This window comes from Paenibacillus sp. P4_A9 (assembly GCF_056402415.1).
This window is the reverse complement of the sequence record NZ_JBFUHL010000017.1, coordinates 63,655-83,404: the sequence shown is the minus strand read 5'-3', so window position 1 is coordinate 83,404 and position 19,750 is coordinate 63,655. Positions and strand designations below refer to the sequence as shown.

The 19,750-nt window shown below is 44.5% G+C and carries 20 protein-coding genes; all 20 read left to right on the top strand.

Features of this window, described 5'->3' with window-relative positions:
- Positions 1-34 precede the first annotated feature (34 nt).
- Positions 35-1,876, top strand: coding sequence for an ATP-dependent helicase ComFA (locus AC1DVJ_RS14180; protein ID WP_477591680.1), 1,842 nt, complete (start codon positions 35-37; stop codon positions 1,874-1,876).
- Entirely contained in the window at positions 1,873-2,640 is a 768-nt protein-coding gene (locus AC1DVJ_RS14175; protein ID WP_477591678.1) for a ComF family protein, read from the top strand. The genes AC1DVJ_RS14180 and AC1DVJ_RS14175 overlap by 4 nt, the downstream gene beginning before the upstream one ends.
- Positions 2,641-2,752: 112 nt before the next feature.
- Positions 2,753-3,175, top strand: a complete 423-nt coding sequence (locus AC1DVJ_RS14170; RefSeq protein ID WP_477591677.1) for a flagellar protein — start codon at positions 2,753-2,755, stop codon at positions 3,173-3,175.
- Positions 3,176-3,287: 112 nt separating this feature from the next.
- A complete protein-coding gene (gene flgM / locus AC1DVJ_RS14165; protein ID WP_477591675.1) occupies positions 3,288-3,557 on the top strand; it encodes a flagellar biosynthesis anti-sigma factor FlgM in 270 nt (89 codons plus the stop codon).
- 27 nt (positions 3,558-3,584) lie between these two features.
- Complete coding sequence (locus AC1DVJ_RS14160) at positions 3,585-4,082, top strand: flagellar protein FlgN (protein WP_477591673.1); 498 nt, start codon at positions 3,585-3,587, stop codon at positions 4,080-4,082.
- Positions 4,083-4,131: 49 nt separating this feature from the next.
- The gene (flgK, locus tag AC1DVJ_RS14155) at positions 4,132-5,577 is read left to right on the top strand and encodes a flagellar hook-associated protein FlgK (RefSeq protein WP_477591672.1); all 1,446 of its coding nucleotides are present in this window, start codon (positions 4,132-4,134) and stop codon (positions 5,575-5,577) included.
- Between the two features lie 39 nt (positions 5,578-5,616).
- On the top strand, positions 5,617-6,516 hold the full coding sequence (gene flgL, locus AC1DVJ_RS14150; RefSeq protein WP_477591670.1) for a flagellar hook-associated protein FlgL: 900 nt from the start codon (positions 5,617-5,619) through the stop codon (positions 6,514-6,516).
- Between the two features lie 25 nt (positions 6,517-6,541).
- Positions 6,542-7,111: a DUF6470 family protein gene (locus AC1DVJ_RS14145; protein WP_477591702.1), complete on the top strand. Its 570-nt coding sequence runs from the start codon at positions 6,542-6,544 to the stop codon at positions 7,109-7,111.
- A 76-nt stretch (positions 7,112-7,187) separates the two neighbouring features.
- Positions 7,188-7,643, top strand: a complete 456-nt coding sequence (fliW, locus tag AC1DVJ_RS14140; protein WP_477591668.1) for a flagellar assembly protein FliW — start codon at positions 7,188-7,190, stop codon at positions 7,641-7,643.
- Positions 7,644-7,648: 5 nt separating this feature from the next.
- Positions 7,649-7,879, top strand: a complete 231-nt coding sequence (gene csrA, locus AC1DVJ_RS14135; protein ID WP_477591666.1) for a carbon storage regulator CsrA — start codon at positions 7,649-7,651, stop codon at positions 7,877-7,879.
- A 175-nt stretch (positions 7,880-8,054) separates the two neighbouring features.
- Positions 8,055-9,707 carry a flagellin N-terminal helical domain-containing protein gene (locus AC1DVJ_RS14130; RefSeq protein WP_477591664.1) on the top strand — a complete coding sequence of 551 codons (1,653 nt, stop codon included), beginning with the start codon at positions 8,055-8,057 and terminating at the stop codon, positions 9,705-9,707.
- 183 nt (positions 9,708-9,890) lie between these two features.
- The gene (locus AC1DVJ_RS14125; RefSeq protein WP_477591662.1) at positions 9,891-10,307 is read left to right on the top strand and encodes a flagellar protein FlaG; all 417 of its coding nucleotides are present in this window, start codon (positions 9,891-9,893) and stop codon (positions 10,305-10,307) included.
- A 30-nt stretch (positions 10,308-10,337) separates the two neighbouring features.
- A complete protein-coding gene (gene fliD / locus AC1DVJ_RS14120) occupies positions 10,338-12,275 on the top strand; it encodes a flagellar filament capping protein FliD (RefSeq protein ID WP_477591660.1) in 1,938 nt (645 codons plus the stop codon).
- A 33-nt stretch (positions 12,276-12,308) separates the two neighbouring features.
- Complete coding sequence (gene fliS / locus AC1DVJ_RS14115) at positions 12,309-12,713, top strand: flagellar export chaperone FliS (protein WP_477591658.1); 405 nt, start codon at positions 12,309-12,311, stop codon at positions 12,711-12,713.
- Positions 12,706-13,047 (top strand): flagellar protein FliT, encoded by a 342-nt coding sequence (fliT, locus tag AC1DVJ_RS14110; RefSeq protein ID WP_477591656.1) that lies wholly within the window; start codon positions 12,706-12,708, stop codon positions 13,045-13,047. Before fliS ends, fliT begins: the two co-directional genes overlap by 8 nt.
- 412 nt (positions 13,048-13,459) lie before the next feature.
- Positions 13,460-13,657, top strand: coding sequence for a cold shock domain-containing protein (locus AC1DVJ_RS14105; RefSeq protein ID WP_367818802.1), 198 nt, complete (start codon positions 13,460-13,462; stop codon positions 13,655-13,657).
- A 172-nt stretch (positions 13,658-13,829) separates the two neighbouring features.
- The gene (gene hpf / locus AC1DVJ_RS14100; RefSeq protein ID WP_477591654.1) at positions 13,830-14,378 is read left to right on the top strand and encodes a ribosome hibernation-promoting factor, HPF/YfiA family; all 549 of its coding nucleotides are present in this window, start codon (positions 13,830-13,832) and stop codon (positions 14,376-14,378) included.
- Positions 14,379-14,665: 287 nt separating this feature from the next.
- Positions 14,666-17,185 (top strand): preprotein translocase subunit SecA, encoded by a 2,520-nt coding sequence (gene secA / locus AC1DVJ_RS14095; protein ID WP_477591652.1) that lies wholly within the window; start codon positions 14,666-14,668, stop codon positions 17,183-17,185.
- A 56-nt stretch (positions 17,186-17,241) separates the two neighbouring features.
- A protein-coding gene (prfB, locus tag AC1DVJ_RS14090; protein WP_477591651.1) for a peptide chain release factor 2 occupies positions 17,242-18,355 on the top strand; the annotation gives its coding sequence in 2 pieces (ribosomal slippage) (positions 17,242-17,313 and positions 17,315-18,355; 1,113 coding nt in all).
- Between the two features lie 102 nt (positions 18,356-18,457).
- Positions 18,458-19,372, top strand: a complete 915-nt coding sequence (locus tag AC1DVJ_RS14085; protein ID WP_477591649.1) for a YitT family protein — start codon at positions 18,458-18,460, stop codon at positions 19,370-19,372.
- Positions 19,373-19,750 lie beyond the last annotated feature (378 nt).

The following is a 19,750-nucleotide window of genomic DNA, read 5'->3' as shown; positions in this document are numbered from 1 at the left end:
TATGTAGGTAATTAGGAAGAGAGTACGGTGAGGAATGAAGGTTCAGATCTATGCAGTTAGCAAGGGAAATGGATGGGAGTGGAGAATCACCGTAAACGCCCAGACAGATATCCAATATTGGTTCGAGCACTACGCAGCCGACGCCGGCCTCGTACTGTTCGAACCTTTTGTTTCATTAGGGCAAGGAATTCGATGGCTTGAGGAGTTGAGGAAGAGCCTCGTTATAGGAGAGCGCGAGGATACTGAGGGACGTTTACTTGCATTGGTAAAACGAGAGGCTACGGCGTGTGGCGTGACGAATGTGGATGAGATACGTTCGGAAAGGATAGATTACTCGCTTTGGCGTGATGAACATGTTCGCAGAGTTAAGCTGCTTCCAAGTGCATATATTAGTCTCGTTGAAGCTTGTAGAGGACGTTCCTTACTGATAGATGAACTCCAGCAGTTAATAGGAGCATCTGGTGCTGAGTTAGCAGGGTTGGAGGCCTTGTGGCCAGCCTACCTACAACTCGCTTACCTCAACGGCGATGTGTCGCTAACGAATGGCTTGCACATTCGTAAAAAGCGTGACTGGCGACGGTGGTTCAGGAAGGTTTCGGACTATGCCTGCAAGCGCTGTGGAAGCGGGACAGAGCGAATGTTCTGGACGGATTGCTTGTCCTGTGGACAAGCCTGCCCTTACTGTGAGGAGTGTCTCACGATGGGGAGAGTTCGCTCCTGTTCTTTGCTTGTACTCGGAGGATCAGGTGAAGTGGCGTCTGGGGGGCATGACGATTTGCAATCGTACATTGCACCCTGGGGGCTAAGTGATGCACAGACCAAAGCGTCCCTTGATGGGCTGAGCTACATCAAGAGCAAGCAACCGGGGAGCCTAGGGAAGTTCCTCATCTGGGCTGTGACCGGTGCCGGGAAGACGGAGATGATCTTCCCGTTCATTCACTACACCGCCGCCCGTGGCGGGCGTGTGCTCATTGCGACACCACGCAAAGACGTGGTGTTAGAGCTGCAACCACGCATCCAGCGGGCTTTCGCGAACTACAGCGTGGTCACGCTGTATGGAGGAAGCGAGCAGCGCTGGGAGCAAGGGCAAATCACGATCGCAACGACGCATCAGCTGTTGCGCTTCCATCAAGCCTTTGACCTCGTCATCATCGATGAAATCGATGCTTTCCCCTATCACAACAACCCTATGCTCAGCTATGCGGCTGATAACGTATGCAAGCCCAGCGGGACGAATATCCTGCTGTCGGCAACACCGCCTGTGCGGATTAGGCTTGCCGCCGAGCGCGGGCGTTTACCGCACGTTCGCGTACCTGTACGCTTTCATAAACACCCCCTGCCCGTCCCACAGTTAATTACGACCCCTACATTGAGGAAGTCCATCGCGTCACGAACTATTCCGTTGTCGATTCAAACCCGGTTAGAAGTTTCCATTGAGCGTGGAGCTCAAGTTTTTATTTTCGTTCCGAATATCCAGCTCGTAGAGCCGATGGTAGAGCTGTTAAGAAATAAGTTGAAAAGTGAGGCGACTGTTCGCGTAGAGGGAACCTCCTCCAAGGACGCATCACGTACTGACAAGGTACAGCTTTTCCGAAATCGGGAAATCCGTGTGCTCGTCACGACGACGATCCTAGAAAGAGGGGTAACCGTGCCCCAGTCTGATGTTTTCATTTTGGATGCAGACTCGAAGTTATTCGACGAAGCAGCGCTCGTCCAGATGGCTGGGCGTGCAGGAAGATCGAAGGATGACCCGCATGGGAAGGTGTATTTTGCTAGTGCCGAAATAACGAAGTCCCAGAAAGAAGCTGTCCGACAGATTCGGACGATGAATCGCGTTGCGCGAAAACAGGGTTTTCTGCAAGGAGGGGCTAAGTGAGCCGGTGGTATAGGCAAGTGGGGAATGCGTTATTTGCGCTGTTAGGCGCCACGAGAGAGGCCTGTTTATTATGTAAACAATTAAGCAGCCTGGAGAGAGGCGAACTAGGGCTTTGTCACACGTGTTACACACGAATCCCATGGATTCGGAAGGTAATTTGTGCATCCTGTGGACGAGGGGAGTACTGTCCGGATTGTCGACGGAAGCCACATGCTCATTTTTTAAGCAGCCGGAGTGCCGTCCGCTACGATGATACGATGAAAGAGCTCCTGGCCAGGTACAAATATCGCGGAGATGAACGCTTGAAGGCAGTGCTCGGCCATATGCTGGTTCATTCTTTTCAGTTACTGCAGTTGGAGAGGAAGGCTATGCTAGCAGTGGGAACGGGGCAGGTGAGGGAGTTCATTACTTATGTTCCTGTTAGCGAACGCCGCATGGAGGAACGTGGATTCAATCAGGCGGAGCAAATGGCTTTAGAGCTAGGTCGGCGTGTCGGCCTTCCGGTTGTAAGCTTGCTGAATCGTTCTAAGCACACTGATAAGCAGAGTTTTAAAAAGCGAAGTGAGAGGATCGACGATCTTGCGCACGTTTTTGAAGTTGATGCTTCGTGTGAGCGTGAGTTAGGCGTATCGGGGTCTGCGATTATCATTTATATCGTGGACGATGTGTACACAACGGGGAGTACAATGAATCAATGTGCGATGGCATTAAGGGCGATAATGTCGATATCTGTCGAAATATATGGGATCACCTGGGCAAGGTGAAAAGCGTTAGGGTCCTATTTTCACAAAAATAGTATTAGGCAAAAACTGTCGAATTGCGGTAAACTGAAATTAAAAAGTAGGAAATGGGAATACTAAAAAGGAGGCCATACATATGGGTATGAACGTGGTAAATTGTTCGCGTTGTGGGAAAATATTTGTGAAAGGCTTTGCAGAGTTTTGCCCGAATTGCATGAAGGACCTGGAGCAGCAATATGAGAAATGTTTGAAGTACCTACGTGAGAATAAGGGTGTCAACATAAATGAACTAAGTGATGCGACAAGTGTAACTATTAAGCAAATTTCGAAGTTCATACGCGAAGGCAGAATTTCAATTATGCATGCGCCAAACATGTCTTACCCCTGTGAGGTTTGCACAACTTTGATTCGTGAGAACACCATCTGTGAACCTTGCCGCATGAAGCTCGTTAAAGATGTACGGAATAATTCGGAAGATGAGCGGCGTAAGCAAGATCAGGCTTTACAAGACTCTAAGATTAGTTTTAAAATTCAAGAACGCTTGCGGGATCGACACTAATTTCGAAATAGGCTTGTAGAGATATAAAGTTTCATATAGAGGATGCCGATAATAGTTCTAACGATTATCGGCATTTTATTTTTTAGGTCAGAGAACATAGGAGTGTATCGGTATGAAAATTAATGATAATGGGCGCATTGGCAATGTAAATTCGTATAAGAAGTCTGGTGAATCTGCATTCGCACAAGCTGCAAACAAGAAGGGTAAAGCGAAGGATCAGGTTGAGATATCTGCTGAAGCGAAAGAGCTACTCGGTGCTCAAGGAAGTCGTACTGAAGAGAAATCCCTTCGGATTGATCAATTGAAATCTTCTGTTGCATCAGGGACTTACCATGTAGATGCAGGTAAAATTGCAGAGAAACTGCTGCCATACCTGAAATAAACAATAGATTAAGAGCAGGTGACGATCATGTCGATACAGCCTTTATTGGAAACGATGAATACACTACAAGAAGCGCATGAAGCGCTGCTCGAACTCGCAGGGGTGAAGACGGAGGTCCTTGTTAGTAATAATATTGATGAACTGAATCTAATTGTAAATCGAGAGAACAAGTGGGTTAGAGCGATTGCCGAGGCGAATCAGCAGCGCATTCAATTTATAGGCTCATACTTGATTTCGAGAGGCTACAATCCCAATCCCAAGATCACGGTCAGTGATTTGATTAAAGTTATTTTTAAAGCTGAAGAGAAGCAAGCGCTTATGGAAGCACAACAAAAGCTGCTTGTTACCATAGAGAAATTAAAATCAAGTAATGTTATCAATCAACAATTGATTGAGCAATCATTGGCTTTTGTAGACTACTCACTGGATCTAATTATCGGACCGCCAGATGATGATGTAGTATACAAGAATCCGAACCAAACTAAGAGTAGCAATCGGCAAGGACTTTTCGATCGAAGAGGCTAAGCGCAAATCTTAATCAGAATACCCAAGTAGGGCATAGGAGAGAGAAACCATGAGATCAACTTTTGGCGGAATTGAGACATCCAAGCGCGGGATCCTAACGCAACAAGCAGCACTTACAACGGCTGGACATAACGTGGCAAATGCCAATACGCCGGGCTTTTCACGCCAGGTTGTCAAAATGGTTGCTTCTGAGCCTATCGAAGCACTAAGTCTAAACCGTTCCACGATCCCAGGGCAAATGGGTCAGGGTGTTGAGTTTACAGAAGTAAAGCGCATACGTGAGGCTTTCCTTGATAAGCAATTTGCGAACGAGAACAAGAGCTTCGGTGAATGGACAGTTCGACAAGATACGTTAGAGAAGCTAGAAGCGATCATTAATGAGCCGTCGGATACGGGACTGCGTCAAGTGCTGGATAATTTCTGGAACTCCTGGCAGGAGCTTAGTAAACAACCAGATAACTTGGAGACGAGGGCCGTAGTTAAAGAAAGCGCATTAGCAGTTACGGATGCTTTTAACCATGCAGCGAAGCAGTTGAATGACCTTGCATCCGATTTAAATGACAATGTTTCGGTCAAAGTCACACAGGTAAATACAACGCTAAAGCAAATTGCTGGTCTGAATAACGAGATCTTCCGAGTTGAAGGTCTTGGCAATAATGCAAATGATCTTCGCGATCAGCGTGATTTGCTAGTCGATGAGCTGTCTAAAGTCATCAATGTTTCCGTTCAAGAAGAATCCGGTGGCTATCGTGTGAAGATGGGGAATCAGGATTTGGTAGTGGCAAGCGTAGCAACTGAATTCGACGAGTCCACAGCAAGTTCAGCGTATCCATCTGATTTGAACAGCGGTGAGTTGTATGGACTTATGCTTTCCAATCAACGTTATGTTTCAGAGTATAAGAATCAACTGAATTCGATGGTTTCCACCATTGTAACTGCCGTTAATACGGCACATAAAGAAGGATACACATTGCAAGACCCACCTACTAAGGGTGGAGATTTCTTCTCCCCGATTGCGGACTTTAGTACGGCTGCTGGAACGATGAAGGTTAGTGCGAATATTACGGATAGTGTAGAGAATATTGCTGCATCATCTAGAACATACATAGATGCGAATGGTGTTGAGCGTGTTGTCAAAGGTAATAACGAGCAAGCGCTGAAACTGGCGGGAATTAAAAATCAGAAATATAATTTTGACGGCTCTGGTGTTACGAAAATCATCTTGAATGGCGGTACATTTGATGAGTTTCTTCGTGCGGTAGTCTCCGAAATCGGGGTTCAAACCCAAGAGGCTCAACGCCAAGTCTCTAATCAGAAGATTCTAGTCGATCAAGTCGAAGCGAGACGTCAATCTGTTAGTGGAGTTTCGCTAGATGAAGAAATGGCCGATATGATTAAATACCAGCATGCATATAACGCGGCAGCGCGTGCCTTAACTACGTTTGATGAGATGCTTGATAAAGTCATTAACTCGATGGGGACAGTAGGTAGATAGATGTAATTAACAAAAATAGAGATATGGGGTGGAATTGCAATGGCTCTACGCGTCACGCAAGGCATGTTAAATACACAGTTGCTGCGTAATTTGAATGGAAATTTATCGCGGATGGATAAGCTTCAAGATCAACTTTCGACGGGGCGTAAAATTAATAAACCTTCCGATGATCCGGTAGGAATCAGCTTTTCTATGCGCTATCGCAGTGAGCTTGAATCGAATGATCAATATCAGAGAAACGTCGATGCGACGGTTTCTTTTCTAGATTATACGGATACAATGTTGGATCAAACAGGTAGCGTATTACAAAGAGCGCGTGAACTTGCTGTACAGGCTGCGAATGGAACTAACTCGGAAGAGTCACTTAATGCGATGAAAACGGAAATCGACCAACTATATGGTCAAATGACGAATATCGGAAATAGTCAATTCAATGGGAAATTCGTTTTTAATGGGCAAATAACGGATAAAGCCCCTTTCCCGGATCCGGATAATGCTGCAAACGCAGTTACTGATAAGGGAGAAATCAAGTTCGAAATCGGCGCCGGCGTTCAAATCGCGATGAATAAAACGGCAGAGCAGATCTTTGGTAAATCAGGAGACGCAAATAACGCCTTTAAAATTTTGAAGGAGTTATCTGCAGCATTAGCAACAGGGAACTCATCAGGTATTCAAAATTCTATTGAACTTATGGACCAGCGGATGAGCGGGGTTCTAGGAGCAAGAGCAGATATTGGTGCGAAGACGAATCGTGTTCAGCTTGCAGAGGAACGTCTACAAGATATAGGTATTAACTTACAAAGTCTGCAATCGAAAACAGAAGATGCTGATATGTCATTGGTTATTACCAATTTGAAGATGGAAGAAAATGTGTATCAGGCTTCCCTTTCTGCCGGATCCAAAGTAATTGTCCCTACCTTAGTAGATTTCTTGCGATAATTAATTCAATTAGGAGGCGGTTGAACTGCCGAGTATTCCACAAATACAAATAAGTCAACAACCGGCTCTAATTGGAATAGATGCAGATCTTGGTCAACAGGATATTCGTCAGCCGCGGCCAACTTATGAAATGCAAGTAGATCGGCCTAAACAGGATATCAGCCAGCCTAGGGGCGAACTTGATATCGATCAAAGTCGTGCCTGGGATGCTCTCGGTCAAGGACCGATATTAACAGCATTAAATCGTATCTATTCGCAGTGTCATGAAATTGCTATGCAGGGGATTGCTCGCCGAGTCGAAAATGGCAACCGTATGGCCGCTATTCATTTAGGTGGAAATGCGATTGCTGAGATAGCAAAGGAATTAAGCATTAGTCGTCCACAGTTTGATTACTACGGTGAGGCGAGTTATGACAATGTCGATATTACGTATACAGCGCATAAAGCGGAAATCAATGTCACGGATGGTAAAGTGAATGTTAATGCGCAAGTGAATAAGCCTGAGATTGACTATAATCGCGGGAAGCTTGATATTTACATGAGACAATATCCTAAGGTAGACATCTCATTGCCGCAAATTGATTTCAAAACATAATGGAGTATAATCAGGCTATAGATGATTTCTATAGCTTTTTTTCATTCTATACTTCCAATTGAAGGAGCTAGAACAGATGAAGATATCCACTTTATTTTTTGGTGAAATAGAAGTACAAGAATCAGACATTTTTACGTTCACTCAAGGGGTTCCAGGTTTCGAAGAATTAACGCAGTTTACATTGGTTCAGCCTGAAGACAGTGCACCTTTCTCCTATATTCAATCTGTGCAGGAAGGTGACCTAACATTCTTGGTGACAGATCCATTTCTCTTTTTTAACGACTATGATATCAACGTAACGGATGCTTTACAGGCAGAATTACAAATAGAGAAGCCCGATGATGTGCTAGTATGGTCTGTCGTTACCGTAAACGATGATTTTACACAGATTACGCTCAACCTACTGGCTCCTATTATTTGGAATGTTCGCTCGAAGGTAGCCAAGCAGATCATCTTGCATGACTCTGAGTACAAAGTTAAACATGAAATCGTGTTAAATGAGGTTAGCGAAACAACACAAGTAGAGGGGTGAGGCGTATGCTCGTATTGGCTAGGAAAAAAGGAGAATCGATCATGATCGGCGATCAGATTGAAATCGTTATTCTAGGTAGCGAGGGTGACACGATTCGTGTTGGTATTCGCGCTCCCAAACATGTCGAAGTTTACCGCAAAGAGATCTATCAACACATCCAGGAGTCGAATAAAGAAGCGATTTCGAGTCCGATTAGTCCTTTAAACCTAAGCAAACTAATGAATCGTTCTAAATAAATCGAGAATGTCGGCCACAGGTCGACATTTTTTTTATTTTGCTATAAACTTTCGGAATCGCTAGGACGATATATATATTAACGGGCTCATCAAGCAGGGCGGCCGACCCGCTTGTAAGCCCAAAATAAATCCACATGGATGTGGATTAAACGAACCTTCAGGAGGAAGAAAACAAATGAGAATTAATCACAATATCGCAGCAGCGAACACACACCGTCAATTGACTGGTAACACAGCAGCAGCAAGTAAATCCCTTGAGAAATTGTCTTCCGGTCTTCGCATCAACCGCGCTGGCGACGATGCAGCAGGTCTAGCAATCTCCGAGAAAATGAGAGCACAAATCCGCGGTTTGGATATGGCTGCTAAGAATGCTCAAGATGGTATCTCCTTGATCCAAACAGCTGAGGGTGCATTGAACGAAACTCACTCCATCCTGCAACGTATGCGCGAATTGGCTGACCAATCCGCTAACGGAACTAACACAGCTGAAGACCGCAAAAACATTCAGGATGAAGTTACACAGCTTAAGGCTGAAGTAGACCGTATTGGTAACTCTACTGAGTTCAACACGCAAAAACTGTTAAATGGTAGCTTAGCAGGTGCGAAGGGTATTTCTTCTACTGAAAATTCGACTGTTGGTGGAGCAGTTGCAAAACTTACAGCTGGAGTAATGACAGCAGGTACTGCAATTGCAGATGACCATACAGCTACAACTTTTGAAACGGATACTATTACGGTAGACGGTCAAAAGATTGATGTAAACTGGGCATCTGCATTGACACAAGATCAAAAAGATCTACTAGCTTCAGATTTGTCTGCTGCAAGTTCCACTACTATTAAACAAGTTGGAGACATTTTAACAAACGCTATTAATGCTGCTATTGATGCGTCTGGAAAAAATGTAGGACATGTTACTAGCTATGTTGATTCCTCTGATTCACTAGTATTGACTAGCAGCACGCAAGGTACGAAATCTGAAGTGACGCTTTCTACTGAAGGTGCAGCTACTTCTATCGGTGCTACTTTCTTGTCAGATAATGCAGGTGCTGCTTCTACGACAGCAAACGTGGGAACAAGCAAATATAATGGCACGGATCTTGGAGGAACAGGTACTTTTGATGTTCTCTTGAATGGTAAGAATATTGGTTTAGCTGGTTCGTCGACTCCAATGGCTGATTTAAATGGTGATGATATGTCAGCTGTTGCTGCGAATCTGCAAACAGCTATTAATGAAGCGATTTTGTCATATAACACTTCAACCACTAAAACATCAGGTCAAGATGGTTTCGTAGAAGATGTTAACGTGTCAGTATCTGACGATGGACGTTTTGTAATTTCTAGCCCATCAGGGGAAATTTCTCTAAAAGATTTGACTGGTGAAACTACAATATCTGATCTGGGATTAAATCAAGCTCAAACCTCAGCTGCTGGAAACGGCGGCATGACTTTTCAAATTGGTGCAAACAAAGGTCAATCCATCACTCTTGGTGTAGGCGACATGCGTTCCTCGGCACTAGGTATTTCTGGTGTTGACGTTTCTTCTGCTGCCGGAGCACAAAATGCACTGACATCATTGGATAGCGCAATTAAAACTGTATCGTCCGAACGTTCCAAAATGGGGGCAGTTCAAAACCGTTTGGAGCACACAATCAACAACTTGCAAACAGCTTCTGAGAACTTGACAGCTGCTGAGTCCCGTATACGTGACGTTGACATGGCGAAAGAAATGATGGACTTCACGAAGAACAACATTCTTTCTCAAGCAGCTCAAGCGATGTTGGCTCAAGCTAACCAACAACCACAAGGTGTTCTTCAATTGCTTCGTTAAGATTGAGCTCACTAAGAGAGATCCTAGACATTCTAGGGTCTCTTTTTTTTTTTTTTTTTATTCTTCTAGTACGTTATTAAAATGAGTGAGAATTAGTTGCAAGATATAATTTATCTATAATAACTATTGAATCTTTATCCGATATATAAGATATAAGCATATTACCGGGTGGAGGTTGTTCTTATGAGTATTAATAATCCTGTGGGTGGATTCAATAATTCTGGAGGGGATATCAGACCTGTGTCTCCAGAACCAATTAAGGTTCATAAGGTGGATGAAATTGGTACAAGTAATGCAGCGGCATACATTGCGTCCAGTATTACGAACACATCGGATCTAAAGCAAGCTGAATTACAAGGTGAAAATGTCACAATAAGTGACGCACAGTTGGTTAAATCTATAGAGCATGCGATTAAAGCGATTCAAGGGAGAACAACTTCACTTGAGTTTTCTGTTCATCAAAAAACAAAGTTGATTTCAGTGAAAGTGTTAGATAAAGACACAGGTGAAACTATACGTGAGATTCCACCTGAGAAAAGTCTGGATTTTGTAGCTAAGCTTTGGCAGATGGCAGGCATTCTTGTTGACGAAAAAAGATAGCACTCCAGCATGAAAGGTAGGTAGGACTCTATGGTACTACGTTTGAGTGGTTTTTCAAATTCTGGTATAGATATCGATGAAACAGTCAAGAAACTCATGACTGCTGCTCGAATTCCACAAGATAAGTTAAAGCAACAGAAACAGCTAGTTGAATGGCAACGCGATGATTATCGTGCAATCAATACCAAAATCTTAGCATTTCGTAGTGCAGCTTCTGATATGAATCGTCAGGCGGTTTATCAAACAAAGAAATCAACATCAGCGGATGAAAGTGCGGTTTCTGTTACATCTTCTTCAACTGCACCGGAAGGGATTTTCGCTATTAAAGTGAATAAGCTTGCAACCGCAGCATCAGTGACATCGGCAAAGTTGGGTGCTTCTTCAGATGCAATGCAACTTAAAGATATCGCTGGAAGCGGCTTTACGAAGGCTACTACGTTGACTATCGGTGGTGAGAAAGGGACTGCGACAATTAATGTAGACCCGAATAATACAATCGCTTCTCTAGTAGCGACAGTTAATTCGAAATCCAGCACAACCGGAGTAACAATGAGCTATGACTCCACAATTGACAGATTCTTTTTCACTTCAGCATCAACTGGTAGTAAAGCGGCGATTGATCTCAAAATGGGAAGTGAAGAGACGACCTACAAAAACTTGTTGACATCTGTATTGAAAATAGTGCCGACAGATGTTGATGGAGATGGAACACCAGATAGTTCTCCTACTGATGAGATTAATGGAGTCAAGATATCGGCGACTGGTAAACCTTTTGCGTTAGGGATTTCAGCAGTTATCGATAAGGATTTAGTAGGCACCAAAAAATTTCATATTGATGTAAACGGAAAAAGCGTAGATTTTGATATTACTAAAACCACGACAATGGGCCAGTTAATAGATCAAATAAACAGCTCGGACATTGGTAAATCGGGAGTATCTACCTTTTTGGATAATAATAACAATCTCGCATTTGCGAATCTTAAACCAGATGCTGATCCAGCAAAAGAACTTAAGTTTACTAATGTCGGTACCCCAGTTTACGATATTGTTGCGAGACTAGGATTAGATGCTGCAACGATTGACGTAGCTGAAGATTTTTCCTCTTTTCGAATTACAGGTCAAAAAGCCAAAATCGAATTCAATAATGCTTTAGCAGAATATGATACGAATACGTTTTCTATTAGTGGTATGAGTATTACTTTGAAAAAGGAAACGGCGTCTTCAGTCAGTGTTACAAATACACGAGATGTTGATACCGTATTTAATTCAATTAAATCATTTGTAGATAAATATAATGAGCTTATTGATACCGTGAATACGAAGATAACGGAGAAGAAATATAAAGATTTTAACCCTCTTACGGACGAGCAGAGGGAAGCGATGAAGGAAGATCAAATTAAGACTTGGGAAACCAAGGCAAAAAGCGGTATGCTACGAAGTGACGCTCTGCTTGCAAGCGGTTTGAATAATTTCAGAATTGCATTCTCGTCAACTATTTCAGGTCTACCTGCGAGTAATGCCAAAACATTAGCTCAAATCGGAATCTCTACGGTTAATATTTCTGGATCAAGCATTTCAGGTAGTTACGTAGAAAATGGTAAGATTTATATTGACGATGATAAATTAAAGAAAGCTATTGCTGAGAAGCCAGATGAAGTTATGGCTCTATTCACAGCGAATGATGGTGTCAAAGAAACGGACAGCGGTGATGGCCTCGCAAGACGGCTATCAGATAAAGCAGATGCACTGTTCAAAAATATTTCAGCAAAAGCAGGAGTAACAAGCAGTGTTGATACAAGCTATATCCTAGGTAAATCTTTGAAGGGTTTAGACAAGAATATTGACACCTTGTCATACAAACTGGATGCTTTAGAAACTCGATATTACAAGCAATTCACTGCCATGGAAAAATACATGAATCAAATGACGGCACAAAGCGCACAACTAACTCAACAAATGGGTGGCTAGCAGTGTCCTACTTTAAACTAGGGGGAAATATTCATGATTCAATCCCAACGTAATAAATACCTGGAAAACACCGTTCAGAACGCAACTCCAGCACAGTTGTTAATTATGCTTTGTGATGGGGCCATCCGGTTCTGCCGTGCGGGTATTGAGGCTTTGAAGAATACCAACTACCAAGACGCTAACACCAACCTAGTCAAGGTACAGGACATTATTAGCGAATTCTCCATTACGATTGATCGTAGCGCTCCGATTGCCGGTGATTTACTTCGATTGTATGAGTATTTCAATCACCGTCTTATCGAGGCTAATTTGAAAAAATCAGTGGAGCCAGCTGAAGAAGTGTTAGGTTTTCTGATTCAGTTGAAAGAAACTTGGATGCAAGCAGCGCTGCAAGCGAAAGGGATCACTGCAGCACCTGTTGGAGCTTCGCATGGATGAGTTGGTTACAGAGCTGGAGCAGCAAACACAACAGGCGCTAGCTGAATTGGCTATGATGGATGTGGAGAGACTCGCCGAGTATATGGAGCGGCGTGGTACGCTGATGGAGGCATTTATTCAGGCTACGGCAGCTGTACCGACACGGGACACGGTAAAGTACAAGGAACGCATCCAAGCGATCCTTAGTATGGATCCGATTTTCCACCAGAAGCTCACACAATTTCGAGATGAAGCTCGCGAGCAATTAGCGAAGATTGATAATGGTAAGACTCAAAAGAATGCGTATGACAATGCGTACGATAATGAAAGTTACTTTTTTGATCGAAAAAAATAGATGTTCACCAACCTTTTGCGGCGGCAAAAGGTTTTTTTTCTGTTATCCCCGCTTTTCAATATGCGCCTACAGCAATCCGTGGATAAACAATCCGATCTGGCCCCAGCATGTGTATAAATGGTCCTTCTAACCTCGAGTTATCCATAACACTCTCCTTTCGACCTGTGGACAATGTGCATAAACCTGTGAATAACTTTGTTAATAACATGAAAATAAGCCCGTCATGACAGGATTCTACAAATTCTGCAGTTATCCACGGCATGTATATACTCGAATTTTCTAAATATTCATTCTTATCGAAAGTTTGAAATTGACAGGTCAAGCAGGTCGGTGTTATAGTCGAAATGTAAGGGTTTACATTTCTATGCTCTTATCATTTTATATTTTTTAAAACGAAAGGATTGTGTACGTTATGCAAGGTAAAGTGAAATGGTTTAACGCAGAAAAAGGCTATGGTTTCATCGAACGCGAAGATGGTGGGGATGTATTCGTGCATTTCTCAGCGATTCAGTCCGAAGGCTTCAAAACGCTAGACGAAGGTCAAGCTGTTGAGTTTGACATCGTAGAAGGCGCACGCGGACCGCAAGCTGCCAACGTAAGCAAACTATAATTATTTGGCACGCGTTGTGCCATCGCATACACACCTACGAACAGATCACCCTGGGGAATGAACCTGGGGTGTTTTTTATATTTTGCCTAGAAAATTTAGATCGGAATTTAAAGGAATTATGAAGATGGGGTGGAATGTAGTATAATGTAAGAAGGAAGGGAGATGTTTAACTATGGAAATTAGCATTCGCGGAGAACACCTTGAAGTTACTGAAGCCCTAGGAGACTATGTCGACAAAAAGTTGAATAGACTAGAGAGGTATTTTGAAGCTCCCCTTACATCCGATGTACAAGTAAAGCTAAGTGTGGTTAAAGGTCTTCAAGCCATCGAGGTAAACATCCCACTAACGGGCGTGTTACTGCGAGCAGAAGAACGCAACACAGACATGTACGCATCCATTGATTTGGTTGTGGACAAATTAGAGCGTCAAATTCGTAAGCACAAGACCAAAACGAATCGTAAAATTCGCCAAGATGGCGGCAAGCGTGATTTGTTCAAGGCAGAGGTCGCAGCAGCTTCCTATATGGAAGAAGAAGAGGACTTCGAACTCGTACGTAACAAACGCTTCAATTTGAAGCCGATGGACGTGGAAGAAGCGATTCTCCAGATGAATATGGTGGGTCATAATTTCTTTGTTTTCTCCAATATGGAGACAGACACGGTCAATGTCGTGTACAAACGGGACGACGGCAAGTATGGCCTAATCGAACCGGCGATGTAATGCATAAACAATTTGCCTAATAAATTCATCAACATTCCTATACAAAATGATCAAGTGAGCTTAATTCGATATCATCGAGTTAAGCTCTTTCCTTTGGCGAATGAAGCCTTCGACACGGGTATGCATGTTAATAGCATCCCCATTTCATACTAAGAAATACGGGAAAGCATGGTTTTTAAGTCCTATTTCTATAGGTTTTATAAGGAAGAGATCGCTCGTTTGTTGCGACAAGACTGTCATAAGTGGTACAATTTAAGGATACGAATGTAAGGGAAAGGGGTTCACCGATGCTAGGACTAGTGAAGAAAATTTTTGGTGATTCCAATGAACGGGAGATTAAACGGATGCTCAAGGCCGTTGACTACATCAACGAGCTTGAAGCTGGCATTAAGCCGCTGTCCGATGAAGAGTTAAAAGAGAAAACAACGGAGTTCAGAAACCGCCTTGAGAAAGGCGAAGAACTCGATGATTTATTGCCAGAGGCTTTCGCTGTTGTTAGAGAAGCAGCTTGGCGTGTGTTAGGTAAACGTCACTATGACGTTCAACTCATTGGAGGTATGGTGCTGCACGAAGGCCGTATCGCGGAGATGAGAACAGGGGAAGGTAAAACGCTTGTTGGAACACTTCCTGTTTATTTGAATGCTTTGTTAGGTAAAGGCGTACACGTTGTAACAGTCAATGATTATTTGGCACAGCGGGATAGTGCTGAAATGGGTCAAATTTATCAGTTCCTTGGCATGACAGTTGGGGTTAACCTGCACGACTTGTCTCACGAAGAGAAGCAAGCGGCTTACGCTTGTGATATTACGTATGGAACGAATAATGAATACGGATTTGACTATCTGCGTGACAACATGGTGCTGTACAAAGAACAGATGGTTCAACGTCCACTGTACTACGCGGTAATCGATGAGGTGGATTCCATTCTAGTCGATGAAGCGAGAACGCCATTGATTATTTCTGGACAGGCTGCCAAGTCTACGGATATGTATTTCACTGCAGATCGTTTTGTATCCATTTTGACGGCAGAAGAAGACTACACGATTGATATCAAAGTGCGCGCTGTTGCGCTAACAGAAGATGGCGTAGCGAAAGCAGAGCGTGTATTCGGGATTGAGAACTTATTCGATCATCAAAACGTCAATATCAATCATCATATCACACAAGCACTCAAAGCTCGTTTGATCATGAAACGTGACGTGGACTATGTTGTTCAAGAAGAAGAAGTCATGATTGTTGATGAATTTACGGGCCGTATTATGACAGGCCGTCGCTATAGTGATGGGTTGCATCAAGCCATTGAGGCCAAAGAGCAGCTAAAAGTACAGAACGAGAGCATGACACTCGCAACGATTACGTTCCAGAACTATTTCCGGATGTACCGCAAGCTAGCGGGTATGACGGGGACAGCGAAGACGGAAGAAGAAGAGTTGAAAAAAATCTACGGGCTTGAAGTTATTATCGTGCCGACGAACCGCCCAATGATTCGTAAGGATATGCCGGATGTGGTTTATAAGTCAGAGATGGGTAAGTTCAGAGCCGTAGTTGAACAAATCCTAGAACGTCACAAGTTGAACCAACCAGTGCTTGTCGGTACAGTATCCATTGAGAACTCTGAGAAGCTTTCAGAGATGCTGAAGAAGAAAGGCGTTCAACACAAAGTATTGAATGCCAAATATCATGCCGAAGAAGCGGAAATCGTTTCACGTGCAGGTCAACCAGGTTCGGTTACGATTGCAACGAACATGGCGGGCCGTGGTACTGACATTGTGCTTGGTCAAGGCGTACACGATGCTGGCGGCTTGCATATCATAGGTACAGAACGTCATGAGAGCAGACGTATCGATAATCAGCTGCGTGGTCGTGCAGGACGTCAAGGTGACCCAGGTTCTTCGCAATTCTACCTCTCCCTTGAGGATGAATTGATGAAACGATTCGGCGCTGAAAATATTATGGCGATGATGGATCGTCTTGGGATGGAAGAGGATCAACCAATTGAAAGCAAATTGATCTCCCGTGCCGTGGAATCCGCGCAAAAACGCGTTGAGGGTAACAACTTCGACGTGCGTAAAGTCGTCCTTCAATATGACGATGTCATGAATCAACAACGTGAAATTATATACAAACAGCGCCGCGAGTTGCTGGAGTCCGAGAATATCCGCGAAGTTATCGAGGGTATGATCAGCGCCGTGATCGAACGCATCGTGAAAGCACACTGTCCAGAAGAACAAATTCCGGAAGAGTGGGAGCTGCTAGAGGTTGCGAACTTTGTAAATAACAACTTGCTGCATGACGATGCTCAAATCACAGATCAAGCCATTTGGGGCAAAGAACAGTCCGAGATTATCGAATTCATTAAAGATCTGGTAAGCAAACGTTATGATGAGCGTGAAGCTGATATTGGTGCAGAGTTCATGCGTGAATTTGAAAAAGTCGTTGCGCTTCGCGCGGTAGATAGCAAATGGATGGATCACATCGATGCGATGGATCAGCTGCGTCAAGGTATTCACCTTCGTGCATACGGCGGTACAGATCCACTTCGTGAGTACCAATTCGAAGGCTTTGAGATGTTCCAAGAGATGATCGACAACATCCGTGAGGAAGTTGCGATGTACATCATGAAAGCACATGTACAAAGCAACCTGGAGCGCCAAGCGGTAGCAGAAGGTCAGGCGGTTGACACGAAGAATGAAGCAACCGGTAAGAAACCGTTGGTACGCGATGAAGAGCAGCGTATTGGACGCAACGACCCATGCCCATGCGGCAGCGGGAAGAAGTTCAAGCAGTGCCACGGGCAAGGCATGTAAGGCAACTTAGCAACCTTGTCTACGTATATGCAAGAAGAATAAACGAGGTGTAAGACATGCTAGAACCAGAAGTGAAACAAGACCTAAGAGAAACAGCAAAGCGACTAACCGAATTACGGGGGTCTCTTTGACTTAGATCATAAGCTAGAAGCGATCGGGGATTATGAGGAAAAAATGGGCGCACCGGATTTCTGGGACGATAATGAACGTGCCCAGAAGACCATTGCAGAGCTCAACGCCATCAAAAGTGTCGTTGATGAGTTCCATGGCTTCTCTAACGCCTTTGATGACCTGCAGGTCATGGTCGAGCTTGAGGAAGAAGAGAACGATGAAGGCCTCGTGAAGGACATTGAAGTGGGCATCGCAGCTCTAATCAAAAAGCTCGAATCCTTCGAGCTTGGCTTGCTCCTCAATCAGCCGTACGACCGGCTGAATGCGATCCTTGAGCTGCATCCAGGCGCCGGTGGCACAGAGTCGCAGGATTGGGCAGAGATGCTGCTGCGGATGTACCGCCGCTGGGCGGAGAAGCGGGGCTACAAAGTCGAGGTTCTCGACTATTTGCCCGGCGACGAAGCTGGCGTGAAGAGTGTCACGCTGCAGATCACAGGCTTCAACGCCTACGGCTACTTGAAGGCAGAGAAGGGCGTGCATCGTCTCGTCCGGATCTCGCCGTTCGACGCCTCTGGCCGTCGTCACACGTCTTTTGCATCGTGTGATGTGATGCCAGAGATCGAAGACGACACCGACGTTGGTGAGATCCGGTCCGAGGATCTCAAGATCGATACGTACCGCGCAAGCGGCGCCGGCGGTCAGCACATTAACACCACGGATTCGGCTGTGCGGATTACGCACATTCCGACTGGCGTTGTGGTGAGCTGTCAGCAAGAGCGCTCGCAGATCAAGAACCGCGAGAAAGCGATGAAGATGCTTCGCTCCAAGCTCTATGAGCGGAAGATCGAAGAGCAGTTAAAGCACCTAGCAGAGATTCGCGGCGAGCAGTCGGATATTGCGTGGGGCAGCCAAATCCGCTCCTATGTCTTCCATCCGTACAGCATGGTGAAGGATCACCGAACTTCGGCGGAGACCGGCAATGTTGGAGCGGTTATGGACGGCGATCTCGATACGTTCATCGATGCTTACTTGCGTCATCAAATTCGGAAGCCAGAGTAATAGGACCTACAACAACACACGAAATCATGCATGCCAAATGCCGAGCAAGCTACTTTGCCGGGCTGTGCATGGTTCATGTCATAAACGTTGATCCTACACCTAATGGGTGTAGGATTTTTCGTGTCAACGAACGAAGGAGGACCACTTGTGTCCAGAAGAGAACCACGTATTAAGATCGGAAGTCCTAGCCACACCGCATTCGAATACATACTGCTGATAGTCGGATCGCTGATCATGGCGGCTAGTTTTAATAGCTTTTTGAACCCGAACCAAATAGCAACGGGAGGGGTTTCGGGGATCTCCACCATTTTGCAGGAAGTCACCAAAATAAACCCTGCGTACACACAGTGGGCGCTCAATATCCCGATTTTACTATTAGCAATATGGCTGCTAGGGAAGAAATTCGGCATCAAAGCCATTGTAGGATCGGTTATTTTTCCATTCTGTGTTCTCATTACAAGTCACTTAGGTGTACCTACGCATAATCCACTGCTTGCTGCTGTATATGGCGGCATTGGCGTCGGTTTGGGACTCGGTATCGTCTTCAAAGGGCGTGGATCGACAGGCGGGCTGGGGCTTGCTGCTCAAATGCTGCATAAATACTCAGGCTTAAGCCTTGGCTTCTCAGTCGCCATATTCGATGGCCTCGTCATCATCAGCTCTGCGCTGGTGTTCACCCCAGAGAATGCGTTGTACGGGATGATCGGCTTATTCGTCACCACCAAGACCATTGATATCGTGCAGCTCGGCTTCAACTATGCCAAGGTGGCCTTTATTATTTCGGATCAAACGGATGCGATTCGTAAGGCGATTTTGTACGATTTGGATCGCGGCTTAACAGAGCTTAGCGGATCAGGCGGGTTTACAGGGGAGTCGCGGACAGTCATGATGGTCGTCGTGAAGCAGAATGAGGTAAGTCGGTTGAAAACACTGGTGCAGTCTGTAGACCCGCAGGCTTTTGTCATTTTGAGCGAAACGAATGAGGTATTAGGTGAAGGATTTAAGCGGCACGCGTAGATTAAAATAAAACCACGACAAGACCGTCAGGAGAAATTATGCCTGATGGTCTTTTGTTGATTTGTGGACAATTTGTTGGTAAGTTGTGCATAAGACCCCTAGTTATGCACAGCCCTTGTGTGCAAATGTGCATAACTAAAGAATGTCTAACATAATTTGCCTAATCGCCAAGTAGTTTGGGATAATAGGTAAGTTGAGTTGCGCAGGCATTTTGAATAGGGATACTAGATTTTATGCACGACTTGCGTAATTTTGATGCATATTGTGCATAAGACTCATTATAGTCAGACTATTCTGTTAATACAAACGTGGTCAATTCCTGCCTGATAAACCCTTGAAATACCTTGCAGGAGAGCAAATTCAACCCCAAGCAGCACA

What these genes read in the sequence shown, in the direction of transcription:
- AC1DVJ_RS14180 (WP_477591680.1), top strand. Translation starts at nt 35, where the DNA reads ATGAAGGTTCAGATCTATGCAGTTAGCAAGGGAAATGGATGGGAGTGG.
- AC1DVJ_RS14170 (WP_477591677.1), top strand. Translation starts at nt 2,753, where the DNA reads ATGGGTATGAACGTGGTAAATTGTTCGCGTTGTGGGAAAATATTTGTG.
- flgM (WP_477591675.1), top strand. Translation starts at nt 3,288, where the DNA reads ATGAAAATTAATGATAATGGGCGCATTGGCAATGTAAATTCGTATAAG.
- AC1DVJ_RS14160 (WP_477591673.1), top strand. Translation starts at nt 3,585, where the DNA reads ATGTCGATACAGCCTTTATTGGAAACGATGAATACACTACAAGAAGCG.
- flgK (WP_477591672.1), top strand. Translation starts at nt 4,132, where the DNA reads ATGAGATCAACTTTTGGCGGAATTGAGACATCCAAGCGCGGGATCCTA.
- flgL (WP_477591670.1), top strand. Translation starts at nt 5,617, where the DNA reads ATGGCTCTACGCGTCACGCAAGGCATGTTAAATACACAGTTGCTGCGT.
- fliW (WP_477591668.1), top strand. Translation starts at nt 7,188, where the DNA reads ATGAAGATATCCACTTTATTTTTTGGTGAAATAGAAGTACAAGAATCA.
- csrA (WP_477591666.1), top strand. Translation starts at nt 7,649, where the DNA reads ATGCTCGTATTGGCTAGGAAAAAAGGAGAATCGATCATGATCGGCGAT.
- AC1DVJ_RS14130 (WP_477591664.1), top strand. Translation starts at nt 8,055, where the DNA reads ATGAGAATTAATCACAATATCGCAGCAGCGAACACACACCGTCAATTG.
- AC1DVJ_RS14125 (WP_477591662.1), top strand. Translation starts at nt 9,891, where the DNA reads ATGAGTATTAATAATCCTGTGGGTGGATTCAATAATTCTGGAGGGGAT.
- fliD (WP_477591660.1), top strand. Translation starts at nt 10,338, where the DNA reads ATGGTACTACGTTTGAGTGGTTTTTCAAATTCTGGTATAGATATCGAT.
- fliS (WP_477591658.1), top strand. Translation starts at nt 12,309, where the DNA reads ATGATTCAATCCCAACGTAATAAATACCTGGAAAACACCGTTCAGAAC.
- fliT (WP_477591656.1), top strand. Translation starts at nt 12,706, where the DNA reads ATGGATGAGTTGGTTACAGAGCTGGAGCAGCAAACACAACAGGCGCTA.
- AC1DVJ_RS14105 (WP_367818802.1), top strand. Translation starts at nt 13,460, where the DNA reads ATGCAAGGTAAAGTGAAATGGTTTAACGCAGAAAAAGGCTATGGTTTC.
- hpf (WP_477591654.1), top strand. Translation starts at nt 13,830, where the DNA reads ATGGAAATTAGCATTCGCGGAGAACACCTTGAAGTTACTGAAGCCCTA.
- secA (WP_477591652.1), top strand. Translation starts at nt 14,666, where the DNA reads ATGCTAGGACTAGTGAAGAAAATTTTTGGTGATTCCAATGAACGGGAG.
- AC1DVJ_RS14085 (WP_477591649.1), top strand. Translation starts at nt 18,458, where the DNA reads ATGGGTGTAGGATTTTTCGTGTCAACGAACGAAGGAGGACCACTTGTG.